Source organism: Pararhodonellum marinum (genome assembly GCF_015354735.1).
Taxonomy (GTDB): domain Bacteria; phylum Bacteroidota; class Bacteroidia; order Cytophagales; family Cyclobacteriaceae; genus Pararhodonellum; species Pararhodonellum marinum.
Window position 1 is genome coordinate 128,142 of record NZ_JACEFJ010000007.1, and the last position, 25,821, is coordinate 153,962.

Sequence of the window (25,821 nt, forward strand, 5' to 3'; positions counted from 1 at the left end):
TAAATCGTAAATCGTAATTTAGAACGGATATCCGATACCAAAATTAAGAATGAGATTCTCCCGTCTCCAGCCACTGTCCAGGATGTCAAAATTACGTGACCACCTTTCTCCTTCAATATTATAAGGTTTGTGAAAGGGCGTGGCCAAATCCAATCGGATCACAAAAAAATCAATATCTACCCTTAAACCTATTCCACCACCTATACCTAGTTGTTTGTACCAATCTGAGCTAAATTGACCACCAGGCAAGGCTTCGTTATCATTGTAGAGCCATACGTTACCTGCATCTACAAAAAGTGCCCCTTTGAAGAATCCAACCAATGGAAACCTATATTCTATATTACCTTCCAAACGGATATCACCTGCTTGGTCAAAGAAGGATTCACGGTCAGCATCAGGTGGAGAATAACTACCGGGACCCAAAGATCGGATTCTGAAAGCCCTCACGCTATTTGGTCCTCCGGCGAAATATTGCTTCACAAATGGCAGGGAAACTGTATTCCCATATGGGATACCCATTCCGCCAAAAAGGCGAGTCGCTACTTCATGTCCTTCCTTAGGTCTGAAATAGTACCTAAAATCTACGTCAGCCTTGGAATATTGAGCATAACCTATCCCTAAAAAGGTCTCTGGGTTACTGGAAAAATTCCTGTTGAACAAATCAATTAGATTTCCAGCAAAGTCCAGCGTAGTACCAAAAAAGATACTATGGGTCCGGAATTTGTCTATCAATTGATTGTAATTGAAGGTATAATTAATACCTGCAATAAATTGCTGCTCAAGACTCCTTCGCAAAAAAGGGTTAGATTCCAAAATCTCTTCGAATTCAGGGAACACATTGGATAAATTGACCAAATTGATGCTGATGGGATTGATTTCATGGTAAGTGTACCGATTGCCGCTCCAATAATATCCGAAAGAAGTAAGGAAGGAATTTAAGGTATACAGCTGTGTTCTGTTCAAGTATTCAAAACCAGCTGAAACTTTGGTTTTGGGAACAGCATGGATAAAGCGGCTACTTAAATCCACCGGAAAAATCATTCTTGGGAAAATCAAATCTGAACGGAGACCCAACTCAATGGAGTTTAATCCACTTCTACCCCTTCTGGATATTTGAGTTTCATATGCAATTTTTGCTGTGATGTTGATGATTTCTCCACCTTTGAAAAGGTTCCGGTTTTGGTATCTGAGGTTCAGACCTGGACCAGCGAAGTTATTGGATTTACTGAGTGCCTCAAGTTCTCCTCTCAAAGACCTTCTTTGCAAAGGAGAAAGGAGAATGTAGGCATCAAGGAATTTTTCACCATCCTCTGAAAGCGCACTTTCATCCTCTTCAAAACGAATGTTGACATAGCGGTAATTGCCTATTGAAGACAGCCTGTTGCTGGTGAGCCGGGAAGTAGTGGAATTGAACCTCTGTCCCTCTTTGAAAAGGAGGTAGGGGTAAAGGAGTTCAGGTTTGAATTCTAGAGGGTTTTGGATAAAATTCACATCCCGGATAGTCACAGTATCTGCACCTTCCCCATTTTCCATATCTACCTGGTAATTGGGAAATACCGTAATGTCTCTGATGATGTAAGGATACAAGGTCTTCTCGGGTAGGTTTTGTTTCACCCTGAGGTATAGGTCAAATCTTCTGTCTTCATACACGTTGGTATCTGCCTCAAAAATCAGAAAATCAGCATTGAAATTGTAATATCCCTTTAACTTTAGGGCTTCGTCCAACCGCTCCCTTTCGGCTTTGAGTTTTTGCAGATCAAACCTGGTCCCCGGCTTCAGTTCTGTGTCTTCCAAAAGCAACCTGATTTCCTTCTCTATCTCCAAACTATCCCTGTCCAGATCATATTTTTCCAATACATAAGGTTCAGGCACGTATACTTCATAGGTAACAGAAGCTTTGTTTTTGCCTTCATTCACCTCAGAACTGGCTTCAGGGCCAAAGTAACCCCAGTTTTCCAACCTGTTGATCATCAGGTCCTCAGTTCGCTCCGGATTCACTCTAGAAAGGTATACGGGTTCCTGACCGAATTTATTCTTTAAAAACCTGTTGATGAAGCCAGGCTTTTCCTTGGATCCTTTGTAATGTGCCCACAGACCAAATCTCATTCCTAAAAATTTACTGTTTGGCGTTGGCTGTATCAAAGCTTCCAGGTCACCCCTTACCCTGGATTTCTGTCTACCGCTTATATCTGAATTCACTTTCACTTCCGCACCCGTGTAAAGCTTTTCATCTTCGGGAATAAACCTGGATACACGACAAGAAGTAAAGGCAATGGCCATTACTGCCAAAATCATAAAGACTAAAGTAGAGAGCCTATTTGTTTTCATCTTCCTCCTCCTCTTTACCGTTTTCACTTTCTTGATTTTCATCAGATTGAATGATACTTTCTTCAACCTCTTTGCGGAACAACTCTTTAAACCGGTTGAATTCACGTTGATAAATCAATCCAATACCTGTGATGATAAGTTGGCCATCAACCAAGCTCACAAACTCATTTTTTCTGTATATTCTTAGTCGAGTTCTTCCGGTCTCGGTAAGGAGGTATTCCACACTCACATTACCAAAAACTCCTGCTGCGTCTGCATCTACCTGTGAGCTCCCCTCCAGATCCATCTGACTACCTACTTGCACCACCAGCCTGTCATCCATAAAACGCCTTCTCGCACTCACATTCAGCTGGGTCCTATCCTCGGGAGCTCCACCTTGAAAATCTGTATAACTGTCCAAATCAAAATCAAGCTCCACACCTGTTCCTCCCAACAATCTGCCCGAAAGTGCATTGAGTTGTCCAGACAAAACTTGGCTGACACTCGACCTAGCCAGAGAAACAGTTCCTCCCCCTGAACCATCATTTCCAGTATCGGGCATAAACTGATTCAGTACCAAAAGGGAAACCACCTGCTTGTTCAAATCACTTTCCTCTTGATTGAGCTGCTGAAGTCGGTCATAGACAGAGCCACCGAATGCCCCCCTGTCATTCTCCTCCATATCCAGCCTGAAAGAAATCTCTGGCTTCATCAGTTCTCCCCCGACTTGAAGATACACCCTGAAATTGAGCTCTTGTCTAAATTGGGTGGAAACCGTATTGTCAGCTCCAGTAAGCTGCGTTGCCATCAGGCTTTGGGCATTGGTCCTTACTTTGTAAATGGCTGCCAGATCAAGGTCCGCATCCAAGGGTTCCCCTCTCCACCGGATGGTACTTCCTGGATCTATTTCAAAACGTCGATTGACCAGATTATAAAAACTCATCTCATAATGGCCCCTAGTCAATTCATAGCCCCCGGACATGGAAATTCGACCATTTGGATCCAAATCAACACTCAAGTTGCCTTTACCGGCTATTTCCAGATTGTCCCCTGTCCTTTCATCAACGATCACCCTGAAGGTGGCATCAGGTGAGACTTCAAGGAGGCTTTTGACCCGATATCCGGTGTAGCCTGACATGGAAGACTCTTGGCTTCTTTGTGTTAAAATGTCATCCGGGTTGTTCCTATTGATAAAAAGTACCACTCCTTCTCTTTCTACCAAATCAAGCTGGGATTCCGGTATCACCAAAGTCAATGCTGTTCCCTCATTGACTTTTAATCTAGCATCCACTTCCGGCAAATTGAGATTTCCAGTGATGGTGATGTCAGCATCAATATTGGCAGTGCCATAAAAAAGGTCATTGTCCTCCCTGGTTGAATTTAGTAAACTAAAATCACCTGCCTTCAATTTCAGGTCAAAGGATGGATTGGTCAGGTCTTCTGTAAAAATACTGCCATCAATATCGAAAAGATTGTCTTCCTTATCTCTAATGGTGAAATTTTCAAGATAAATACCATCATTGTCCAAGCGGATGCTTTCATCGGAAAGGTTGTACAACATATTGATCATGGCGATGTTGAATCCTGCCTCTTTGAAGTTGAAGGCTCCTTCGTATATCGGATCTGTAGTAGTACCTTGAACTTTGAATTTTCCAGAAAGCTCTCCTGAACCCTCTCTAATTTCACCATCTGTCAACTTCTCCAGCATGCTGAGCTGAAGTGAATTTAGATTTAAATCGATGTCTATGGTAGCCGCCTCTTGATCAGCTTCAAACTCTCCATCCAAATTCAAATCTACATCTCCACCTTTCAAAGACAAACTAAAATCATAATTGTTTAGCGAAGAAGATTCAGCATCCAAGCTCAAATTACCAAGTGGGATCCCTAGTGCTTCGAATTCCTTAACTGCTAAATCAGCCAAAAAACCCATTGCCCCAAACGGATTGGTTAAAGTGAAATCACCTTCCAAAGTTCCCTTGGCGATCAACTCATCAGGATTGAACAAGCTGGTAAATGTGCCCAACCGGAAATCCTGAAAATTAATCAAAATGTCTTCTCCGCCCTCATTATTTTCCCTTTGAGAAATGTCCATCCGCTGGTTATTCCTCTCCAAAACAAAATCTTGAAAGGCAATCCAATTTTCCGCCAATAAAATCCTATTGGAAACAGGAATAGACCAATCCCTCTTATTGAATATTAAATCTTCAGGAACTATATGGAAAAGCAAGCTGTCTCTTTGAAATTGAATGTCAGAACCGACATGGACCAGTTTTTCGTCCTCATCCCATGAAATAAAATCTAAATTCAGTTGCCGATTTGCTAATACGCCTTCAAAATAAGTTCTTCCCAAATCCACTGGACCGTAAACAAGACTATGCAGACCAAAATTAAAATCGAAATTTTCTTCATCCATGTCTACCAAAAACATCAGACTATCCACTTCAATACCTGCATAATCGACAAATGGCAAGTCGATCCTAGCCTCTAAGAAACTTGTTGCAGCCTTAAAATCCACCTTCACATTCACAGAGTCAAGCCGGTTCAAACCTTCTAGAAATACCTCGTCGATAATGGGGGATGAATTAAATGTCAAATTAAGAAACATCTCCACACCCATCAGGGTACTGTCCATGATCCGTTCATCTCTAAAATAATTTCTTACTTGTTGATTCAATGCGGCAGAAATCTGCTCAGGACTGGAATTAGAGGCCAGTTGTGCATTGATGATCCTGCTGTTGATTTCCATTTGGGTACTATCTTCTTGAACAGATATAGCCAAATCAAAATCACCCGTTCCATAATTCCTATCGTCAAATACCACGGTCCCATCCCTAATGGTGCCTTTCAAATCAAAGGAATCTGCATTTCCCTCAAAATCCAGGTTCAAATCCAAACTGATGCGAATATCCTTCTGAGTGATTCCTAAAGCCAAAAGATTGGCACCTCTTAGGTCCAAATCAAATTGAAGAGTAGGTGCGATGCTATCCAACACAAAGTCTCCAGTCAAATCCATATCCAGGTTATCGTCTTTATAATTCAAGACCAAATCTCCCTGACCCGACTGAATATTTCCTTCTAAAAGCAAATTTGAAAAATCATATTGATTAAATTCCAAAGCATCAAAAGAGACGGCAAACTCGCCATCAAACGCTTCAATGGAATCTCCTTGTCCAGTCACTTCAATAGTAGAACTCAGGGGACCGAGTTGTTCATTATTCAACAGGTGCTGAAGCTGAATGTCTTTCAGTTTTACCGTTCCATCCAAGGCTATCTGGTTTTGGAGGTCGAAATTGCCAATGACAGACACATCACCGTCCGAGGTTACCAGTTCCATCTGCGTGACGAATTTATCCAAGGCACCTTTAAATGCTCCATCGAGCCGTATGCTATCAGGAAAAGTCACGCCATATTCTGTTTCATTCACAAATTTACGCAAGTCCTCCCCTCTACTGGAAAATTGAATCATAGGTAAATCCAATTCCAATCTATCGAAATCCATGGCATGCCTGATTTTCCCCTCAAGTCCAAAGGTTGTTTGATTCCCCCAATTTAGATCAAAAGTTCGGACTTCCATCAAGTCCATACTTCCTCTGATTTGTAAGCTGCCTTTGAGGTTATTCGCTGAAATTTCTGCTAAGAGCGGGTCTTTACGTAGCTCGGGCGAAAAATAAAATGCATCTCGGACGTCGATCAGAATACTGGAAATATTTAAATCCAGGTTGGAGGATTCAGGTTGTTCAAGAAAGGTCTGTATATCATTGTATCTCATTGCTAAGCTTCCAACAAGCCGACTTCGATTAGTTTGAATCTCAAGCTCTTTTAAACCAAGTTGCCGATCATCCATCTTAATCTGAAGCGTGGATTTTTGCAGTTCGAAACCACTCTGTTCTCTGAATTCAAGCCTTTCCAAGTCTAACCCTGCAGTTTGGTTTTTTAAAAAAAGGTTATTGACCTCAAGCTGAATCTGATCTAGCCTAAGGTTTTCCGGATCGAAAAAACCAGAAATGGACTTTTTGTCATTGGTCTGAAAAGCAAAGTCATTGTCCAAAAGTGAAATTGATCCAATCTCCACATGCCATTCGGGCCATGCGAATTCAAACTCATTTGAATCATCAAGACCTTCTTCCGCAATTTGGCCATTCGTATCGGTCATTTGGATCTCAATGGCTGATTCAAACAGTGAAAATTGAGAAACAAGGATTTTTTGATTAACCAAATCCGCCTCAGGAATCTTTATCTTCAGCTGACCAAGGTTAACATCCGCTTTAAGGCCGTCAGGTTCAGCGTCGTATAAAAGATTAACTTGCTCTACATTAAAATTATCCACAATCACCAAGGGCATCACTGTTTCAGCATCTTCATTATCACTTGGTGGCAATGGCTTGGTTTGGATGTACCTGAGGTCGGAGTTTTCAATCACCAGATCCTTGAGATAGAACTCCATTTTATTCAAATCCATCCTCGGCATGTCCAACCGAAAACTTCCCAGTTCAATTGCCGCCAACATTCCCATTTCTTCATCTTGGTAATGAATGATGAAATCTTCCAATTTGATGGGTGATAGGCTAATTTGAGGAAAGGGAGAAGGGGCTGAATCTTCTTCTGTAACAGCGTCTTCGGTTTCGGTATCTCCTGTAAAAGCATCCAAAATAAACCCATAATTGAACTCTGAGTTCCCCTCCTGTCTACTGATATTGGCCCTCAAACCTTTCCATTCCAATTTGGTCAAATTGATTTCTCCCCTCCTGACCAAGGGTATCAATTCAACCCCTGCTTCCAACTCTCCAGAATAGAGCAGCGTATCTCCTTGTTGATCCTCCAGATAAAGACCCTCCAAAAACAAATTGCCAGAGAAAGTTATGAAAAGGCGGTCAATCTCCGCTTTGGTACCGGTTTTTTCGGTATAGTAAGATATCGCCTTGCCTACTATGATGTCTTGTCCCCACGGACTTCTGACAAATAACAAAATGCAGATGATTAGAAGAATCAATGCTAGGATCAATCCCCCTAAAACCTTAAAAATTTTTCTTACAATCTTTTTTGCTGAGGCCAAAGTCAATTTTTTGAATATCAAATATAGCTTTCATCTGTGCAAAGGAAAAGCGAACCCATACAATTCAACAGCTCCGAAAGACCATAAGGAACAAACTCACATAAAGTCTAACGCCAAAAACATACTTTTTGATTGAGGACAAAAAGAACTGCCTCCAAATATTTGAAATTTGAAAGGTGGTTCATGGGCGAAATAAAAGGTGATAATTGTCTTACCTTTTTGCTTCCCATCAAGTACCAACCTTAATCCAGAACAATTGGATTTCTGTGATTCATTTTACTTTAATTTCTGAAACTAGGTGCCCAAACGTTTTTTCATTCTTGCTCATTTTTAAAAACGAGAGAATAGCCAATACACCAAAGATTTAGGAGGTTAAATAAATCGGGTTCTTTTTTCCTTTAACAATCCCACTTTTCGATTCTTAATAGAATAACTTCACGCTATTGACATCTATTTTCTTTATCAAACTTAAACACTTATTTCTTCAACCATAAAAGCTTTAAGCTAAGTTCAATGGATAAAACCCGATAATCAATTTAATTCGTAAAATTACAAATTTTCTAGAAAAAATTTTATTTAATAAAAGGTTTTAAATTCATTATTTCATCCTTTCTATTCAAAAGCATAAGATACTTTAAATCGCATTTAATAAAAATTAACTCAATAACCTGTCATTATGTCCGAATTTTAGTAATTTCGCATCTCGAAAATAGAATCAAGTATGGATAACGTCATCAGGGACATCAGCATCCTACCGACAGAAGCGGATCAGACCTGCGATTTCAAAACCACGGTGAATGAAAATACAGGGAAATCCAAAAAGCTATATATAGAAAGCTACGGTTGTCAGATGAATTTTTCTGACAGCGAGATCGTAGCTTCCATCATGAAGGAGAACGGATTTGACACCACGGCTGATTTTGAAAAGGCTGACGTTATTTTCCTCAACACCTGTTCTATCAGGGAAAAAGCAGAACAAACTGTTCGTAAGCGGCTATCCCAGTTCAATGCCATCAAAAAAGAAAAACCGGAGATGACCATCGGTGTATTGGGCTGTATGGCGGAGAGGTTAAAGGAAAAATTACTGGAAGAAGAAAAAATTGTCGATGTGGTAGTGGGGCCCGATGCTTATCGAGACCTTCCTAAACTGGTCCTTGAGGCCGAGTTTGGAGCCAAAGGGGTCAATACCTTTTTATCGAGGGAAGAAACCTATGCTGACATCGCCCCAGTGAGGCTCAATTCCAACGGGGTGAGTGCCTTTATCTCCATCATGCGTGGCTGTGACAACATGTGTTCGTTTTGTGTGGTGCCTTTTACCCGAGGCCGGGAAAGAAGCAGGGACCCTTATTCCATTGTCCTTGAAGCCAGAGACCTTTTTGAAAAGGGTTACAAAGAAGTCACTCTGCTAGGGCAAAATGTGGATAGTTACAAATGGGCTCCTGAAGAAAACAACAAGGCAAGATTAAACAAAAAAACCGACGAAGTAACCCAAGTGGTCAATTTTGCCAACCTGCTTGAAATGGTTGCAATGGTTGATCCAAAATTACGTGTCAGATTTTCAACTTCTCATCCCAAAGACATCACAGATGAGGTTTTGTTTACCATGAAGAAGTATGACAACATCTGCAAATACATCCATCTGCCTGTACAAAGCGGCAATTCCCGTATCTTAGGATTGATGAATCGCACCTACGACCGGGAGTGGTATCTGGAAAGGATTACCAAAATAAGAGAAATTCTCGGAGACAGCTGTGGAATTTCTTCAGATATGATTACGGGATTCTGTTCAGAAACAGAGGTAGAGCACCAAGATACCCTCTCCTTAATGGACCTAGTCCAATTTGATTTTTCCTACATGTTTTACTACAGCGAAAGACCGGGGACTTTGGCTGCTAAAAAATTTCAGGATGATATTCCTTTGGAGACCAAAAAAAGACGGCTACAGGAAATCATCGACAAGCAAAATGAATTGTCACTGAACCGAAACAAATTAGACGTGGGTCAGATTCAGGAAATCCTTATCGAAGGGAATTCCAAGCGATCAGAAGAGCAGTGGAAAGGCCGAAATACGGCTAACAAAGTGGTCATCATCCCCAAAGGTAACTTTCAAAAAGGGGACTATGCAAAAGTATTGATCAAAGACTGTACTGCAGCTACCTTGTTTGGCGAGGCAGTGGCCTAAGGTTTTTACACTTACTAGAAATATGATTTCACCATCAGAAATTCAATCTGTCAAATTGAGGTTTGGCATCATAGGAAACAGTCCTCTTTTGAATCATGCCATTCAAGTGGCCATGCAGGCTTCTCCCACAGACATGACTGTGCTGATCACCGGGGAAAGTGGAAGTGGAAAAGAATCCTTTTCCAAAATCATTCACTCACTCAGTAGCCGGAAACATGGTAAATTTATTGCCATCAACTGTGGCGCCATACCTGAAGGGACCATCGATTCGGAACTGTTTGGCCACGAAAAAGGCTCCTTTACGGGTGCGCATGAATCCAGAAAAGGTTATTTCGAAGTGACCGATGGTGGATCTATTTTTCTGGATGAGATCGGAGAAATGCCTTTGGGAACCCAGGCAAGGTTGCTGAGGGTTTTGGAAAACGGTGATTTTATCAAAGTAGGCTCTTCCAAGGTACTGAAAACGGACGTGAGGGTAATTGCTGCCACCAATGTCAATCTGATTAAAGCGGTAGAGAAGGGTAAATTCAGAGAAGACCTTTATTATAGGTTAAACACAGTTCCAATATACGTCCCGCCCCTCCGGGAACGAGGGGAAGACATCGTATTGCTTTTCAGAAAGTTCACTACAGATTTTTCTGAAAAGTACCGGGTTAAACCCATTACGTTGGATGAAGAAGCAAGGCAAATGCTGATGAAATTCCCCTTTCCTGGGAATATCCGGCAATTGAAAAATTTAGCTGAACAAATTTCGTTATTGGAAGAAGAAAGAGAAGTCAATGCCCTTACACTGACCCGCTATTTGCCCACCGATAACAGTCGGTTACCGGTAGCATACGCAGGTGGAGGGAAAACAGACCACAATGACTTTTCCGAGAGAGAAATCCTTTATAAGGTCCTTTTTGACATGAAAAAGGACATGAATGACTTGAAGCAACTGGTTTTAGAGTCCTATCAAACCGGGGAACTGAATCAGAATATCATGAAAAAACATCAGGACTTGTTTGAAGGGATGGATAGTCAAGTTACCTTTGAGAAAGAAGCTCAGCCCAAGAGTTCTGTTCCTTTGGTTCTGGACAGTAGTCACAATAAGAAGGAAGAGGAAAATTACGAGGATCCCGATATAGAGGATATTTTACATGAAGAGGATGACAATTCTCTCTCCATCGAGAAAAAAGAAAAAGAATTGATTGCCAGGGCTTTGAAAAAGCACCACAACAAACGCAAGTATGCAGCCATGGACTTGGGAATTTCAGAACGCACACTGTACAGGAAAATCAAACAGTATGACATCAGTGAATAGCACCTACAAATCTCTCCTTTTGTCTGTTGCCTTGGCTTTTTGTATAACGAGCTGCCAGGTCAATTACAGCTTTACCGGAACAAATATCAATTATGAAATCACCAAGACTTTTTCGGTTGACAATTTTTTCAACGATTCAGGAGGGGGACCGGCAAACATGTCCCAGCGGTTTACAGAAGCCTTAAAAGATTATTACCAAAGAAACACTCAGCTAGAACTGGTAAGGAACAATGGGGACCTCCAATTTATGGGAGCAATCACCAGATATGACATCTCTCCACAGGCAACCGTAACCAGTCAAGATGCCAATATTCCAGATCGGGCAGGTCAGATGCGCTTGACCATAGCCGTAGAGGTAGAATACCTGAATACAAACGATGAAGAAGAGAATCTGAAACGAACCTTTTCATTCTTCAGGGATTATGACCCAAGAAGTACCTCGCTTTTGCAGGTAGAATCGGATTTGATAGAATTCATTTTTGAAAACATCATCCAGGATATTTTTACTGCCACTGTGGCCAATTGGTAAAAAACATTATATTAGAGGCATATCTAAATGAATAAGCTGTGAATGCATCCCAATTTTTAACATTGATCCAAAAAGGAAACGCGTTGGAGCATGAAGATTACATGACCCTTTCCAGAGTAGATGAAACGTTTCCCTACTTTCAGATTTCATCAGTGTTACTAGCCAAATATGATTACTTGAAATATGATGGTGAAAAAAAACCATCCCTTCATACAGCGGCCATAAAAACTACTGATAGAAAGTGGTTGAAGATGCTGATGGAAGATGACTTTCCATTTGTTTCAGGTAAAGCGGAATCCACCATTGTTCAAACACCTGAATCAGCGATCGTGGATACCCAATCAAGTGTAGAAACCATTTCCGATATCGAACAGCCAGTGGCCATGGGTGTTGAACCTGCCTCTGAACCTGATGAAAAATTCCATGTTGAAGAAGCTAAATTAAGTCTTAGCAATATCCACTTGCAGATTGCCGATGAAAATGAATTGTCTTCACTTCCCCCAGAAAATTCACAAAGTCAAGATAAACGTGCAGATATCCTTAAAAGGTTAGATGAAAACCTTTCCAAATTAAAGAAGGTCTCTGAAGAAGAAAATGAACCAATCAAGGAGGAAAGAGATTATAAAAAAGAAGTTCGAAGGCCAAAACAGCCCGATGAATTGATCGAGAGCATACGTAAAAAGGATAAGAAAAAAGTCCAGGATGCCCGCAAAAAAGAACAAATGGACATCATCAAGGCATTTAGTAAAAAAGAAATAAAACTTGCGGCCATCAAAGAAAATGAGGATCAACAAAAATTGGAAGACCTTTCCAAATCCAGTACACAACTCAATGAAAGCATCCTTTCCGAATCTTACGCACGTTTACTAGTTGAACAGGGAAAAAAAGAAAAAGCCAAAGAAATATATCAAAAGTTAAGCTTGAAGTTTCCAAAGAAAAAAGCTTACTTTGCGGACTTAATCAAAGAATTAGCATAAATATCATGTTTGTAACACTTATCAGTATCATCATCATCCTTGCCATTATTCTGGTTTTGGTAATTTTGGGTCAAAATTCAAAAGGTGGCGTGGGTGCGGCATTTGGCGGAAGCGCATCCCAGATCATGGGCGTAACCAAAACTGGAAATATCCTAGAACGCGCTACATGGGTATTGGCTATCGCCATCATGGTATTGTGCTTGAGTTCTTCGGCCTTCTATCAAACCAGCAGTGGTGGAGAAGACTTCTCTTCCCCAAACATTGAAAGTGCCAAAAAGCAAATAATCAATCCCTCCTTCGGTGGAGAAGAAGAAAGCTTGCTTCCAATCCCTTCTGAAGAAGATCCCCAGGATTCAATTGAATAATATATATTCGGATAAAATGAATAAATTAGGCCTGTCGAGAACAGGCTTTTTTGTTTCCAATCTGCGCTTATAAAAAATATTAAAATATAGATATAAAAACTTTTGGTAGATCAATGATTTATTATTAGCTTAAAAGTTCAAGTAAATATAAATTTTATTATATTATCGATTTTATGTTTGAAAACCACAAGACAATTGAGGAAATTGGTGCCTTGGATTGGCCCAATGTAATTTTATGGGCAGCCCCTGTAATGTTTTTATTGGTCTTTTTAGAGTGGGGACTCAGTATATACCACAACAAAGACACCTATGATGGCAAGGACTTCCTAGCTGCAGCCACCATTGGCTTTGTCAATGTGGGTATCAGTGCATTGATAAAAGTATTTACCTTCGGAATTATTTTGTTTGTATGGAATATGGTACCCTGGAGGATTCCCCCTACTTGGTGGTCTTTTATCCTTTGTTTCTTTGCCATTGATTTTGCAAGGTACTGGGCGCATAGAGTAGCTCATGAACAGCGGTTTTGGTGGGCAACACACATTACCCATCACAATTCAAAAAAATACAATTTCTCTGTTTCTTTCAGATTGGGATGGACCCAACATATCAAGCTTATCTTTTTCTTGCCGGTAATGGCCATGGGATTTGATCCTTTTGTTTTCTTCATTTGCCATCAGATTGCGGTATTGTATCAGTTTTGGATTCATACTGAGTACATTACAAAATTGCCAGCTCCGATAGAATACTTCTTCACTACCCCTTCCCACCATAGGGTGCACCATGCCAGTGATGCCCATTATCTGGACAAGAATTATGGGTCTACATTTATCATCTGGGACCGGATGTTCGGCACCTTTATGCCGGAAAAAGAAAGACCGACTTATGGAATCACAAAGCCAGTTACCTCTTACAATCCTGTATACCTGGTTTTCCACGAGTGGGTGGATATAGTTAAAGACCTTGGCAAAGCAGAAAGTTTCAAAGAAGCTTACAGAATACTCTTTGATAAGCCAGGCGCAGAGGTCATCAAAACAAGGGAAATGGAAAGGGAGGCTGCTAAAGCAAAAGCCCCTGTAATTGAGGAAATTTATCATGAAGGAACCTCCTTTTCACCACAGGAGACCCAATATCAACCAAACTCCCTGTCAAAAGTCAACAATTAATCGGCTTTTTGCCTAAAAAGCACAACAAGATTTATATAGAAAATAGCCATTGATGTCCAATGGCTATTTTTTTTAGTCTAGTTTACATGTTGTAAGAGTACCCTTTTGCTTATGGGCAAAAAGCTCTCTTCCAAAGGTATTACCGATGGAGAATGAATTCTAAAGGTGGCTGGATTTGGTAGATCTTTGTAAAGTTTTGCCAAATCCAGCTTGATGTTTTCAAAAGTATCCACCAAGGATTTGGTGACTTTGCTCACAAATTGCATGGCAATTCCCCGGAATTTATCCATACTGTTTTGGAAAAAATTAATCTTGTACCGATAAATATAAATATCAGTAGATCGCTCCAAAGTTAGAAAAGCATACCCTTCTTTTTGATATAAAGGAGATAAACCGATGGTTTCAATTTCAAGGTTTTCTTCCAAAAAGTCATAGATGGATTTTCCTTCCTCAATTTGAGATTTAATTTTTGGCATGGCAAAGTTGATGATCTCATCAAGCGTCTTCATGGATTCACCATCCACATGTAGATTTTGATATTCCAATTTTAATTTTTGAAAATCGGCTTTGTTGACTTCTTTGGGAAAAGCGGTTTTCAGTGAATTTTTTTGTTCCTGAATATTGGCCAGGTTTTGATAATGGGTGATCAGTTCAGCCAATGGTGGATACAGCTTTACTTCTTTGAATTGTTTTTCTACTTCTTGCAGATAGGCCAGCAATAGGTACTTCTTGTACTCAAAATCCATCCAGCCATCTGTGATCCAATTTTCGGATAATTGCTTCATAGGTGATTTATTTTAACATAAAAATTTAAATAAAACTGACAACTAAAGCAAGTCTCCAAGGAAAAAATGACAGTTTAGGGACGACGCAATGAAGCAACTGACAATTTTTTTTTCCAAATAAGACTTTATGTCACTATTGACAGCAGAATGGGGCTTGGCATGGGATGTGCTATCATGGCTATGTATTATAGAACTAACTTTAAATTAAATAACCATTATGTCAAAAGTGAACATCCAACCTCTTGCGGATAGAGTTCTGGTAGAACCAGCCGCAGCTGAAGAGAAAACTGCTTCCGGTCTTTACATTCCGGATACTGCCAAAGAAAAACCTCAAAAGGGAACAGTAGTGGCAATAGGAAACGGTAAAAAAGATGAGCCCTTGACTGTAAAAGTTGGCGACACCGTACTTTACGGAAAGTATGCCGGAACAGAGCTGTCTGTAGAAGGTCATGATTATCTGATCATGAGAGAAGCAGATATTTTCGCAATCCTCTAATACAATCGCTAAACAATTCATTCAATTAAAAACCAAAAAAAATTAGAAAAATGGCTAAGGAATTATTTTTCAATACCAACGCGAGAGACAGGCTAAAAAAAGGTGTTGATGCTCTTGCTGATGCAGTTAAAGTGACCTTGGGACCTAAAGGTCGAAATGTTATCATTGACAAGAAATTCGGCGCACCTACGATCACCAAAGATGGTGTAACTGTGGCCAAAGAAATTGAACTGGACGAGCCTATCGAAAACATGGGCGCTCAGTTGGTCAAAGAAGTAGCTTCAAAAACCGCAGACAATGCAGGTGATGGTACCACTACCGCTACAGTTTTGGCACAATCCATTTTTAACGTCGGTATCAAAAACGTAGCCGCCGGCGCAAACCCTATGGATCTCAAAAGGGGAATTGATAAAGCAGTAGCTGCTGTAGTAAAAGAGCTGAAAGCTCAGTCCAAGCAAATCTCCACTTCCAAAGAAATCGCACAAGTGGGAACCATTTCTTCCAACAATGACGAAGAAATCGGTAAAATGATTGCTGATGCGATGGACAAAGTAGGAAAAGACGGCGTCATCACTGTAGAAGAAGCCAAAGGCACTGAAACAGAGGTGAGAACTGTGGAAGGTATGCAATTCGACAGAGGATACCTTTCTCCTTACTTCACCACCAACACAGAAAAAATGGAGGCTGAACTTGAAAGCCCTTACATTTTGATCTATGACAAAAAGATTTCTTCCATGAAGGAATTGCTTCCGGTATTGGAGCCAGTGGCTCAATCAGGAAAGCCTTTGTTGATCATTGCTGAGGATGTGGACGGAGAGGCCTTGGCTACTTTGGTGGTCAATAAAATCAGAGGTGCCTTGAAAGTCGCTGCTGTAAAAGCACCTGGTTTCGGTGACAGAAGGAAAGCCATGTTGGAAGACATTGCCATCTTAACCGGAGGTACCGTTATTTCTGAAGAAAGAGGTTACAAACTTGAAAATGCTACCATTGATTATTTGGGTCATGCCGAAAAAGTCAACATTGACAAAGACAATACCACTATAGTCAACGGTGCTGGAGAAAAATCAGCTATCCAGGCTAGAATTTCCGAAATCAAAGCACAAGTTGAAAAAACCACTTCTGATTACGACAAAGAAAAACTTCAAGAAAGACTGGCTAAATTGTCAGGTGGAGTTGCCATCCTTTACATTGGAGCGGCTACAGAAGTAGAAATGAAAGAGAAGAAAGACCGAGTTGATGATGCGCTTCATGCTACCAGAGCTGCTGTACAAGAAGGTGTGGTAGTTGGTGGAGGTGTTGCATTGGTGAGAGCTGGTGTAGTCCTTGAAAAACTTAAAGGCGAGAATGAAGACCAGGATACTGGTATCAACATCATCCGTCAAGCCATCGAATCTCCATTGAGAACCATTGTATCCAATGCAGGCGCAGAAGGTTCTGTAGTAATCAACAGAATCAAAGAAAACAGCGGGAATTTCGGTTACAATGCCAGGACAGATAAGTTTGAAGACTTGTTTGAAGCGGGTGTGATTGACCCTACCAAAGTGACCCGTTTAGCACTTGAAAATGCAGCTTCTATCGCAGCACTGCTTTTGACTACCGAATGTGTAGTGGCAGACGTGAAAGAAGAAGGCGGTCATGCAGGTCCTCCAATGGGAGGCGGCATGGGTGGCATGATGTAAGCCAATTTGCCAAACATATTGAAAAAGGAAGCTCAAAAGGCTTCCTTTTTCTTTACTTTTATAAAAATTTTTACCGATACTTTCTGCCTTTCAGAAAATTTTTAAAACATAAAATTTCAATAAATTAATTATAATCGTAACTTACTCCGAATACAACAATTTATATTCGGGCTGAAATTAATGTATTCTTTTGATATCATTTTTCTAATAGATGATGACCCCATAAATAACCTCATTAACAAGAGGTTGATAGGTAAGTTGGCCCTCAGTGACAGCATCGTAGAGTTTTTGGAGGTAGAGCACGCCATTGATGCATTGCGCTGTACCGGACAGGAAAAGAAAATACTTATTTTTTTAGATATCAATATGCCAGTCAAAAACGGCTGGGATTTTTTGACTTACTACAAAACACATTTTGCTCATAGGAAGGATACCATTGTCATGTTATCCAGTTCCATCGATTTTCAGGACAGACAAAAAGCCAAACAATTCAGTATTGTGGACGGCTATCTAGAAAAACCGCTTACTCATGAAAAAATTCATGAAATTTTAAACTGATTCATATGTCCACCCGAACCACCCATCCTGATCTTTCCGAACAGCCCATCATCATGGAACTGTATCAATTTGGGGAAAATCATTTTCAAAAGGCCAACATCACCCATCCTGATCAAATCAAGCCCTTTTTGGAGCAACCCCATAAATTCTGGCTAAATGTCTCCGGCATTCATGACCTTGATTTAATGAACCAATTGAGTGAGATTTTTCAATTTCATGTCCTTGTTTTGGAAGATATCATCAATCTCTATCAGCGTCCCAAAATTGAAGTCTTTGAGGAACATGTTTTGGTGGTAACTAAAATGATCTATTGTAAGGGAAGCCTCTCAGACCTGAAGTGTGAGCAAATCAGCCTCCTGTTTGGAGATAATTTTATCTTGACGGTTCAGGAAAACCCCTACGACATCTTTGACAGCATCCGGACAAGACTGGAAAATCCTTCCGGAAAAATGCGCAAATTAGGAACGGATTATTTTGCATACACCTTGCTTGATAAGATTGTAGACGGATATTTTGATATCATTGAGCAGATCAGTGATGCCACCGAGGATCTTGAAAGTGAGATCATTGACAACAAAAAAAGGGTAAAACTTCACACCATTTATCAACATAAAAAAAGTATTCAAGAAATGAAGCGAAATGCTTGGCCCATGAGGGAAATCCTCTCCCTTTGGCAGAAGTCTGAAAGCCGATTTTTGAAAAAAAGAACCCACCATTTTATCAATGACCTCTACGAACACATCATTGAGATCATAGAAAATCTTGAGACCCAACGGGAATCCATCACCAGTTTGGTCGAAATCTACATGACACAACTCAGCATCAAGCAAAACGAAGTCATGAAGACACTGACCGTAATCGCTACGATTTTTATTCCATTGACTTTTATTGCAGGGGTTTATGGTATGAACTTTACCCATATGCCAGAATTGGAATGGCCTTATGGATATTCCCTGGTCTGGGGTGTATTTTTACTTGTTACACTGGCCATGGTCTATTATTTTAAGAAAAACCGTTGGTTTTAAGCGGTAAAACATTTGTTTATTAGGAAACAAATGCCAGCTTTTTTTTAATTTATTTCAACATAAACCCTAATTTTGTTCAAATCTAATAACCCTAAAACCACCCCCTGTTTTTATGCGCTCCCCAAAGCTTTTGGTCATCAAGATCGGGTCTAATGTTTTGACCCTGGAAAATGGCTTGCCCGATTTAGAGCAAATGGCTGAACTTGTTGCGCAAATGGCTTGGCTGAAAAACAAAGGGATTCAGCTTGTTTTGGTAAGTTCAGGAGCTGTGGCCTTTGGCAGGAAATCTTTCCAGCCTACCGACAAAATAGATCCGGTGGTAAAGAAACAAATATGGGCATCCATGGGTCAAATCGAATTGATCCAAACCTATCTTCAGCTTTTCAAAGGTCAGGGCTTGCAGGTAGCCCAGGTTTTGGTGACCAAAGAGGATTTTCGAGACCGAAAACACTACCTCAACATGAGAAATTGTTTGATGGGATTGCTCAAAAACGGCATTCTGCCCATCATCAATGAAAACGATGCTGTGGCGGTGACTGAATTGATGTTTACCGACAACGACGAATTGGCAGGTCTTACCGCCGCCATGATCAATGCCGACAGTCTGTTGCTACTGACCAATGTGGATGGGATATACACAGGACATCCGCTTGAAGAAGGTTCCGAACTCATTCAAAAAGTGGACAGAAATACCTCAGACCTCAAGGGTTATATCCGTGCTACCTCCTCATCATTTGGTCGTGGTGGTATGCTGACCAAAATGACCATGGCACAAAAATCAGCTGACCTTGGCATTCAGGTGATGATTGCCAATGGGAAAAAGCCGGGAATTATTCAGGATTTCTTCCAGCAAACTATCAAAGGAACTTACTTTGAACCCCAAAAGCCAAGGGACAATGCCAAAAAATGGCTTGCGCATGGAGAGCAATATTCAAAAGGAGAGGTAGTAATCAATGATGGTGCTGCCAAAGCGCTTGCCTCACAAAAAATCATCAGTCTACTGCCCATTGGAGTGATGGGAGTTAATGGAGATTTTGCCAAAGGCGAAATCGTCAGGATAGTCCATGAGAACGGTGAAAAGCTCGGTTTAGGTAAAGCTGAATACAGTGCCAAAACAGCTCAGGAAAAATTGGGAAAACACCACCAAAAAGCCATCATCCATTATGACTACCTTTATTTGTTCTGACAAAAAACCAAAACCATGGATTTGACCGAGACCTTTCAGGAAAGCAAAAATGCCGCCCGTAAATTGATTCAACTTGATAAAAAAATAACCAGCCAAATACTGTATGACCTTGCGGCATTAACACTGGAAAACAAAGAATTTATTTTGGCTGAAAATAAGAAGGATCTAGATCGGATGGCTCAGGATGATCCCAAATATGATCGCTTGAAATTGAGTCCTGAGAGGTTGGAATCCATTGCTGAAGACTTAAAAACCGTTGCCGATCTCCCCTCCCCTTTAGCTAAAATTCTGGAGGAAAAAACGCTGGAAAACGGAATGTCACTCAGAAAGATCACGGTACCTATCGGGGTTTTGGGAATCATCTATGAGGCCCGACCCAATGTGACTTTTGATGTTTTTGCCATATCCCTCAAGTCAGGCAATGGATTGATCCTCAAAGGAGGAAGTGATGCGCATGCTTCCAATACAGCCATCTTGACTTTGATCCATCAGGTTTTAAGGAAACATCATGTCGATCCTTCTACAGTAACACTTTTGCCTGCTGACCGCCAATCCACGGAGGCTTTGCTTCAGGCCGTTGGCTTTGTGGATTTGATCATTCCGCGAGGCAGCCAAAACCTCATTGATTTTGTCCGCCAAAATGCAAAAGTTCCGGTCATTGAAACCGGAGCAGGAATAGTGCATACCTACTTTGATCAATCCGCTGACCTTCAAAAAGGCATCAAAATCATCGACAATGCCAAAACCCGAAGGGTGAGTGTGTGCAATGCTTTGGACTGTCTGCTCATACATCAAGACCGACTTGGGGATTTGGGCGCTATTTCCGGCCCTCTCCTAGAAAAAGGGGTGCAAATTTATGCTGATGAACAGTCTTTTGAGATATTAGTAAAACAACATCCCAAGTCTACGGGTATTTTTAAGGCCAAGTCCGAGCATTTTGGAACCGAATTCCTTTCCATGAAAATGTCCATCAAAACGGTATCAGGACTCACGGAAGCCATAGACCACATTTCACAATATAGCTCCAAACACAGTGAGGCAATCCTCGCAGAAGACCCAAATGTCATAGAGGAGTTTTTAAACCGAATAGACGCTGCGGTAGTTTATGCCAATGCTTCGACAGCCTTTACAGATGGAGGACAATTTGGGATGGGAGCGGAAATTGGCATCAGCACACAAAAACTCCACGCAAGAGGGCCCATGGCTTTGAAGGAATTGACCTCTTATAAATGGTTGGTCAAAGGCAATGGGCATACCCGTTCCTGATCAAAAAAAATTGCTCACAGATTATACAGATTTACACAGATATTTTTTTATCTGTGCTTATCTGTGGCTTCTGTGAGTAACCAAAAAGACGCTCCTAAAATTGGTCTCACAGATTACACAGATTTACACAGAATCTTTTTTTATCTGTGCTTATCTGTGGCATCTGTGAGTAACCAAAAAGACGTTCCTAAAAAATTAGGCGCACAGATTACCCAGATTTATACAGAATCTTTTTTATCTGTGCTTATCTGTGGCATCTGTGAGAAACAAAAAGACGATCCAAAGAAATTGCTCAAAGATTACACAGATTTACACAGAATCTTTTTTTATCTGTGCTTATCTGTGGCATCTGTGAGTAACCAAAAAGACGTTCCTAAAAAATTAGGCTCACAGATTACACAGATTTTCACAGAATATTTTTTTTATCTGTGCTTATCTGTGGCATCTGTGAGAAACAAGAAAGACGCTCCCAAGAAATTGCTCAAAGATTACACAGATTTATACAGAATCTTTTTTATCTGTGCCTATCTGTGGCATCTGTGAGAAACAAAAAAAAACGCTCTCAAGAAATTGCTCACAGATTACACAGATTTACACAGAATCTTTTTTTATCTGTGCTTATCTGTGGCATCAATGAGAAACCAAAAAGACGCTCCCAAGAAATTGCTCAAAGATTACGCAGATTTACAAAGAATATTTTTTTATCTGTGCTTATCTGTGGCATCTGTGAGAAACAAAAAAAGACGCTCCCAAGAAATTGCTCACAGATTACGCAGATTTACGCAGAATCTTTTTTTATCTGTGTTTATGCGGCAGCTGTGAGAAAAAAAGTACCCTAGCAAAAGCTTCTGAAGGGACCGGTTTATTTCCTTTTAAAATTTTATCTTTGTATCAGATTAGTTAGTCTGAATGTAAACCCAAAATCACAGCATCATGGAACAAGATTTCCTTCCGATAAACGGAACAGATCACGTAGAATTTTATGTAGGCAATGCAAAACAGTCGGCTTTATTTTACCAATATGCCTTCGGATTTGAACTCATCGCCTATGCCGGGCCTGAAACGGGCATCAAGGACCGCGCCTCCTATGTACTCAAACAAGGTAAAATCCGACTGGTGCTCACCACACCCCTAAAAGAAAACCACCCCATAGCAGACCATATCAAAAAACACGGCGACGGCGTGAAGGTTTTGGCACTGTGGGTAGATGATGCCGAAAAGTCTTACATGGAAACCACACTGAGAGGTGCTGAACCTCATGAAGCTACCAGGGAAATTTCTGATGAATTTGGGACTGTCCGAGTGTCATCCATCAAAACCTATGGTGAAACCATCCATACCTTTGTAGAGCGCAAAAATTACCATGGCATATTTCTGCCAGGATATGTACCCAGAAAAAGCAAGTACCAAAACATCCCTATTGGCTTGCAATACATTGACCACTGTGTAGGTAATGTGGGGTGGGGAGAAATGAACAAATGGGTGGATTTTTATGAAAAGGTGATGGGATTCAAACTTCTGGTAACCTTTGACGACAAAGACATTTCCACAGAATATTCTGCCCTGATGTCAAAAGTAGTCTCCAATGGTAACGGCTATATCAAATTCCCCATCAATGAGCCTGCCGAAGGCAAGAAAAAATCCCAGATTGAAGAATACCTCGATTTTTACAATGGCCCAGGTGTACAACACTTGGCCATAGCCACGGATGATATCATTCATACAGTAACTGAATTGCGAACGAGAGGTGTGGAATTTCTAGAGGTACCTAAAGTTTATTATGAAGACCTCTTGGATAGGGTTGGCGAAATCGAAGAAGATCTGAAGCCATTGAAAGAACTCAACATCTTGGTAGATAGAGACGATGAAGGCTATCTCTTACAGATCTTCACCAAGCCTGTGCAGGACCGGCCTACTCTCTTTTTTGAAATCATCCAACGAAAGGGGGCTAAGTCTTTTGGAAAAGGAAACTTCAAAGCCTTATTTGAGGCCATAGAGAGAGAACAGGAACTTCGGGGTAATCTATAATTTTATTTATCAAGTGAAATCTCTTAAGCCCAAAGCCTGACAACTTTGGGTTTTTGTTTGGAATCCTTTTGATATCTATGGCTTTGTAGCCATTTCTTTATAAATTAGATCATCCAACATATTTTTAAAAAACATGACAGACACGATCATCAGAGCCAAAGCTGAAGCCTGGCTCAATAGCAACATCGACGCCCAAAGTAAATCCGAAATTCAAGCCCTGCTTCATGCAGATGATCCTACAGAATTGATTGATTCTTTTTACAGAGATCTGGAATTTGGGACCGGTGGGCTGAGAGGCATTATGGGAGTAGGGTCCAACAGGGTCAATGTGTATACCATTGCCATGGCCACCCAAGGACTCGCCAATTATCTGTTGGCTTGTTTTCCAGGGGAGAAAATCAAGGTGGCCATTACCCATGATTGCCGGATCAACAATACCCTTTTTGCAGATACCACAGCCAATGTGCTTACTGCCAATGGTATCCATGTGCTGTATTACAGGGAATTAAGACCCACCCCTATGCTTTCGTTTGCCATCCGTCATTTTAATTGCCACAGTGGCGTGATGGTGACCGCCTCACACAATCCCAAAGAATACAATGGTTATAAAGCTTATTGGAATGATGGTGGACAAATCGTGGCCCCTCATGACAGCAACATCATCAAAGAGGTTCAAAAAATCACTTCGATAGATGAAGTGAATTGGGACAAAAATGATGAATTGATTACTTATATCGAAGAGGATTTTGATCTGATTTACCTCAATGAAATAAAAAAACTCAGCATGTCCCCTCAAGCCATCTTGGTAGAAAAAGACATGCCCATCGTATTTTCACCCATACACGGTGCCTCCGGAAAGATGGTTCCGGCTGCCTTGAAGGTTTTCGGATTTGAAAACATCCACATCGTCAAGGAACAAGAACAACCGGACGGAAATTTCCCTACCGTGATCTATCCCAACCCAGAAGAGGCTGAAGCCATGAGCATGTCTGTGGCTTTGGGCGAAAAGGTGGGGGCTGCTTTGGTCTTGGCCTGTGACCCTGACGGTGATCGTTATGCCGCAGCCATACCCAATGAAAATGGAAAGTTTGAATTGCTGAATGGAAATCAGACCGGAAGCATCATCACCTATTACCTGCTCAACCAATACCGGGAACATGGTCGACTAACCGGGAAGGAATTTATGGTTAATACCATAGTCACTACGGAATTGATCGATGAGATATGCAAGGGATTCGGAGTTACCTGTTACTCCGTGCTGACCGGATTTAAAAATATAGCAACGGTCATCAGAGATCTTGAAGGCAAGGAAAAATTCATTGCCGGAGGAGAAGAAAGTTACGGATTTCTGGTTGGGGATGCGGTAAGGGACAAGGATGGCGTGTCTGCCTGTGCGATTGTCTCAGAGATCGTAGCCTATTACCGGATGAAAGGCAAAAGCCTCTTTGATGTCCTTGCAGAAATCTATATGCAATACGGATTTTACAAAGAATCCCTTATCTCAGTCACCAAAAAAGGAAAAGACGGGGCAGAACAAATCCAGCGTCTGATGCAGGGCTTTCGAAACAACCGACCTGACACCATCAACGGATCAAAAGTTGTTAAAATCATCGATGTCAAGGAAAGCAAAATCTACGACATGGTAGAGGGCAGCACTTCGGAGTTAAAAATGGACAAATCCAATGTGATTCAATTCTACTTGGAAGACGGGAGTAAGATCTCTGCAAGACCCTCGGGTACAGAACCCAAAATCAAATATTACATCTCCGTCAATGAAAAGCTCCCAAACAGAGAAGCTTATAGGGCTGTAGAAGCTCACCTCGATGAACGAATTGAGGGTTTAAAGAAGTTTTTTGAATAAAACTTTATTGGCATCCAAATACAAAAGAGTCCCACCAAACACCAGTGGGACTTTTTTATTAAATATCAGGTTGCTTTCCCGATATGAAACAAAGCATCTCCGGCATTTACAACCGGAGAATTATTCAAGCCAACAATGAATCCATCTGAAGTGCTTTTGACTGGTACCTTTACCTGTCCATAAGGGTCCGAAATTTTTGCGAGAATCTGCCCCTTTTTCACTTCTTCCCCTAATTTGGTCGTGGGGATCAAAATCCCGGAGACCTTTGCCCTCAACCAACTGCTTTCTTTGATCACCAAAGTGCTGCGATCCGTACTTGCCTCTTCCTGATCAATCATACCCAGATATTTCAACAACCTACCCGTGCCCAGTATCGCCTCATCCACCACAAATTCATCCAGCCTCATGGATTCTCCTCCTTCGTAAACAAGGATATGTTTGTTGTTTTTATACGCCTCTTTCCGAAAAGATTTATCTATATGGGGAGAATTGATGGTAAAATGGGCCCCAAATGCCTTGGCAAGCTCCATGCCTTCTTCGTCTTTAAAATCCACCCTGATTTGAGGATAATTGGATAACATACGTCCTCCGGTATGGATATCCACCCCATAATCAATGTGGGGAATGATTTCCTGGGTCAAAATAAAGGCAATTTGAGAAGCGAGTGATCCTATTTTGCTGCCTGGAAAACTCCTATTCAGGTCTCTACCATCAGGAAAAGTCCTGGAATTGCTCAAAAACCCATACACATTGACCAGAGGAATATAGATCAAAGCGCCCTTTTTTAATTTAAACAGATCTTCCTCCAACATTTTTTTTACCGCAGCTATCCCATTGATTTCATCCCCATGTACACCCCCACTGAGCAAAACCACAGGACCTTCTTTTTTTGCTCTGTGGATGAAAACAGGAAGGTCAATCAAAGTATGGGTGGGCAATCGGGCAATAGCAATTTCGATATTGATGGATTGCCCTGGACGAATCCTGATGCCATTGATGACCATTTCTTTCATTCCATTTCAATTTTTGATTTTACCATTGATTAACCTGCAAAAATT

Annotated in this window: 19 protein-coding genes; 15 read left to right on the forward strand and 4 right to left on the reverse strand. The window is 41.0% G+C overall.

Annotation, left to right across the window (positions count from 1 at the left end; genetic code table 11):
* Positions 1-18: 18 nt before the first annotated feature.
* Together tamL and H1A14_RS14045 are read right to left on the reverse strand one after the other, a co-directional pair.
* On the reverse strand, positions 19-2,328 hold the full coding sequence (gene tamL, locus H1A14_RS14040; protein WP_194776904.1) for a translocation and assembly module lipoprotein TamL: 2,310 nt from the start codon (positions 2,326-2,328) through the stop codon (positions 19-21).
* Positions 2,315-7,273, reverse strand: coding sequence for a translocation/assembly module TamB domain-containing protein (locus tag H1A14_RS14045; RefSeq protein WP_194776905.1), 4,959 nt, complete (start codon positions 7,271-7,273; stop codon positions 2,315-2,317). Before H1A14_RS14045 ends, tamL begins: the two co-directional genes overlap by 14 nt.
* 808 nt (positions 7,274-8,081) lie before the next feature.
* Here H1A14_RS14045 and miaB point away from each other — a divergent pair.
* From miaB to H1A14_RS14075, 6 genes are all read left to right on the forward strand, one after another.
* Positions 8,082-9,542 carry a tRNA (N6-isopentenyl adenosine(37)-C2)-methylthiotransferase MiaB gene (gene miaB / locus H1A14_RS14050; protein WP_194776906.1) on the forward strand — a complete coding sequence of 487 codons (1,461 nt, stop codon included), beginning with the start codon at positions 8,082-8,084 and terminating at the stop codon, positions 9,540-9,542.
* A 22-nt stretch (positions 9,543-9,564) separates the two neighbouring features.
* A complete protein-coding gene (locus tag H1A14_RS14055; protein ID WP_194776907.1) occupies positions 9,565-10,845 on the forward strand; it encodes a sigma-54 interaction domain-containing protein in 1,281 nt (426 codons plus the stop codon).
* Positions 10,829-11,374 (forward strand): LPS assembly lipoprotein LptE, encoded by a 546-nt coding sequence (gene lptE / locus H1A14_RS14060; RefSeq protein ID WP_194776908.1) that lies wholly within the window; start codon positions 10,829-10,831, stop codon positions 11,372-11,374. The genes H1A14_RS14055 and lptE overlap by 17 nt, the downstream gene beginning before the upstream one ends.
* A 38-nt stretch (positions 11,375-11,412) precedes the next feature.
* A complete protein-coding gene (locus H1A14_RS14065) occupies positions 11,413-12,351 on the forward strand; it encodes a hypothetical protein (protein ID WP_194776909.1) in 939 nt (312 codons plus the stop codon).
* A gap of 5 nt (positions 12,352-12,356) precedes the next feature.
* The gene (gene secG / locus H1A14_RS14070; protein WP_194776910.1) at positions 12,357-12,716 is read left to right on the forward strand and encodes a preprotein translocase subunit SecG; all 360 of its coding nucleotides are present in this window, start codon (positions 12,357-12,359) and stop codon (positions 12,714-12,716) included.
* A 173-nt stretch (positions 12,717-12,889) separates the two neighbouring features.
* Positions 12,890-13,879, forward strand: coding sequence for a sterol desaturase family protein (locus H1A14_RS14075; RefSeq protein WP_194776911.1), 990 nt, complete (start codon positions 12,890-12,892; stop codon positions 13,877-13,879).
* A 77-nt stretch (positions 13,880-13,956) separates the two neighbouring features.
* Here the strand turns inward: H1A14_RS14075 and H1A14_RS14080 are convergent, their stop codons facing one another.
* A complete protein-coding gene (locus H1A14_RS14080) occupies positions 13,957-14,664 on the reverse strand; it encodes a hypothetical protein (RefSeq protein WP_194776912.1) in 708 nt (235 codons plus the stop codon).
* Between the two features lie 217 nt (positions 14,665-14,881).
* On the opposite strand from H1A14_RS14080, the gene H1A14_RS14085 reads away from it, so the two are divergent.
* The 9 genes from H1A14_RS14085 (at position 14,882) to H1A14_RS14125 (ending at position 24,763) form a co-directional block, all read left to right on the forward strand.
* Positions 14,882-15,160 carry a co-chaperone GroES gene (locus H1A14_RS14085; RefSeq protein ID WP_194776913.1) on the forward strand — a complete coding sequence of 93 codons (279 nt, stop codon included), beginning with the start codon at positions 14,882-14,884 and terminating at the stop codon, positions 15,158-15,160.
* 50 nt (positions 15,161-15,210) lie between these two features.
* Positions 15,211-16,839 carry a chaperonin GroEL gene (gene groL / locus H1A14_RS14090; RefSeq protein WP_194776914.1) on the forward strand — a complete coding sequence of 543 codons (1,629 nt, stop codon included), beginning with the start codon at positions 15,211-15,213 and terminating at the stop codon, positions 16,837-16,839.
* Positions 16,840-17,019: 180 nt separating this feature from the next.
* Positions 17,020-17,397 carry a response regulator gene (locus H1A14_RS14095; protein WP_194776915.1) on the forward strand — a complete coding sequence of 126 codons (378 nt, stop codon included), beginning with the start codon at positions 17,020-17,022 and terminating at the stop codon, positions 17,395-17,397.
* Between the two features lie 5 nt (positions 17,398-17,402).
* Positions 17,403-18,422, forward strand: a complete 1,020-nt coding sequence (gene corA, locus H1A14_RS14100; RefSeq protein WP_228527788.1) for a magnesium/cobalt transporter CorA — start codon at positions 17,403-17,405, stop codon at positions 18,420-18,422.
* Positions 18,423-18,534: 112 nt separating this feature from the next.
* On the forward strand, positions 18,535-19,608 hold the full coding sequence (gene proB / locus H1A14_RS14105) for a glutamate 5-kinase (protein ID WP_194776916.1): 1,074 nt from the start codon (positions 18,535-18,537) through the stop codon (positions 19,606-19,608).
* Between the two features lie 15 nt (positions 19,609-19,623).
* A complete protein-coding gene (locus tag H1A14_RS14110; protein ID WP_194776917.1) occupies positions 19,624-20,874 on the forward strand; it encodes a glutamate-5-semialdehyde dehydrogenase in 1,251 nt (416 codons plus the stop codon).
* A 165-nt stretch (positions 20,875-21,039) separates the two neighbouring features.
* On the forward strand, positions 21,040-21,417 hold the full coding sequence (locus H1A14_RS14115) for a hypothetical protein (RefSeq protein ID WP_194776918.1): 378 nt from the start codon (positions 21,040-21,042) through the stop codon (positions 21,415-21,417).
* Between the two features lie 390 nt (positions 21,418-21,807).
* On the forward strand, positions 21,808-22,902 hold the full coding sequence (gene hppD / locus H1A14_RS14120) for a 4-hydroxyphenylpyruvate dioxygenase (RefSeq protein WP_194776919.1): 1,095 nt from the start codon (positions 21,808-21,810) through the stop codon (positions 22,900-22,902).
* Positions 22,903-23,035: 133 nt separating this feature from the next.
* Positions 23,036-24,763 (forward strand): phospho-sugar mutase, encoded by a 1,728-nt coding sequence (locus H1A14_RS14125; protein ID WP_194776920.1) that lies wholly within the window; start codon positions 23,036-23,038, stop codon positions 24,761-24,763.
* A gap of 65 nt (positions 24,764-24,828) precedes the next feature.
* Here the strand turns inward: H1A14_RS14125 and H1A14_RS14130 are convergent, their stop codons facing one another.
* Positions 24,829-25,776, reverse strand: coding sequence for a succinylglutamate desuccinylase/aspartoacylase family protein (locus H1A14_RS14130; protein WP_194776921.1), 948 nt, complete (start codon positions 25,774-25,776; stop codon positions 24,829-24,831).
* Positions 25,777-25,821 lie beyond the last annotated feature (45 nt).

Excerpts from the sequence above, each read along its gene's own strand:
- tamL (WP_194776904.1), bottom strand. The coding sequence starts at position 2,328 with ATGAAAACAAATAGGCTCTCTACTTTAGTCTTTATGATTTTGGCAGTA.
- miaB (WP_194776906.1), top strand. The coding sequence starts at position 8,082 with ATGGATAACGTCATCAGGGACATCAGCATCCTACCGACAGAAGCGGAT.
- H1A14_RS14055 (WP_194776907.1), top strand. The coding sequence starts at position 9,565 with ATGATTTCACCATCAGAAATTCAATCTGTCAAATTGAGGTTTGGCATC.
- lptE (WP_194776908.1), top strand. The coding sequence starts at position 10,829 with ATGACATCAGTGAATAGCACCTACAAATCTCTCCTTTTGTCTGTTGCC.
- secG (WP_194776910.1), top strand. The coding sequence starts at position 12,357 with ATGTTTGTAACACTTATCAGTATCATCATCATCCTTGCCATTATTCTG.
- H1A14_RS14075 (WP_194776911.1), top strand. The coding sequence starts at position 12,890 with ATGTTTGAAAACCACAAGACAATTGAGGAAATTGGTGCCTTGGATTGG.
- H1A14_RS14080 (WP_194776912.1), bottom strand. The coding sequence starts at position 14,664 with ATGAAGCAATTATCCGAAAATTGGATCACAGATGGCTGGATGGATTTT.
- H1A14_RS14085 (WP_194776913.1), top strand. The coding sequence starts at position 14,882 with ATGTCAAAAGTGAACATCCAACCTCTTGCGGATAGAGTTCTGGTAGAA.
- groL (WP_194776914.1), top strand. The coding sequence starts at position 15,211 with ATGGCTAAGGAATTATTTTTCAATACCAACGCGAGAGACAGGCTAAAA.
- H1A14_RS14095 (WP_194776915.1), top strand. The coding sequence starts at position 17,020 with ATGTATTCTTTTGATATCATTTTTCTAATAGATGATGACCCCATAAAT.
- corA (WP_228527788.1), top strand. The coding sequence starts at position 17,403 with ATGTCCACCCGAACCACCCATCCTGATCTTTCCGAACAGCCCATCATC.
- proB (WP_194776916.1), top strand. The coding sequence starts at position 18,535 with ATGCGCTCCCCAAAGCTTTTGGTCATCAAGATCGGGTCTAATGTTTTG.
- H1A14_RS14110 (WP_194776917.1), top strand. The coding sequence starts at position 19,624 with ATGGATTTGACCGAGACCTTTCAGGAAAGCAAAAATGCCGCCCGTAAA.
- hppD (WP_194776919.1), top strand. The coding sequence starts at position 21,808 with ATGGAACAAGATTTCCTTCCGATAAACGGAACAGATCACGTAGAATTT.
- H1A14_RS14125 (WP_194776920.1), top strand. The coding sequence starts at position 23,036 with ATGACAGACACGATCATCAGAGCCAAAGCTGAAGCCTGGCTCAATAGC.
- H1A14_RS14130 (WP_194776921.1), bottom strand. The coding sequence starts at position 25,776 with ATGAAAGAAATGGTCATCAATGGCATCAGGATTCGTCCAGGGCAATCC.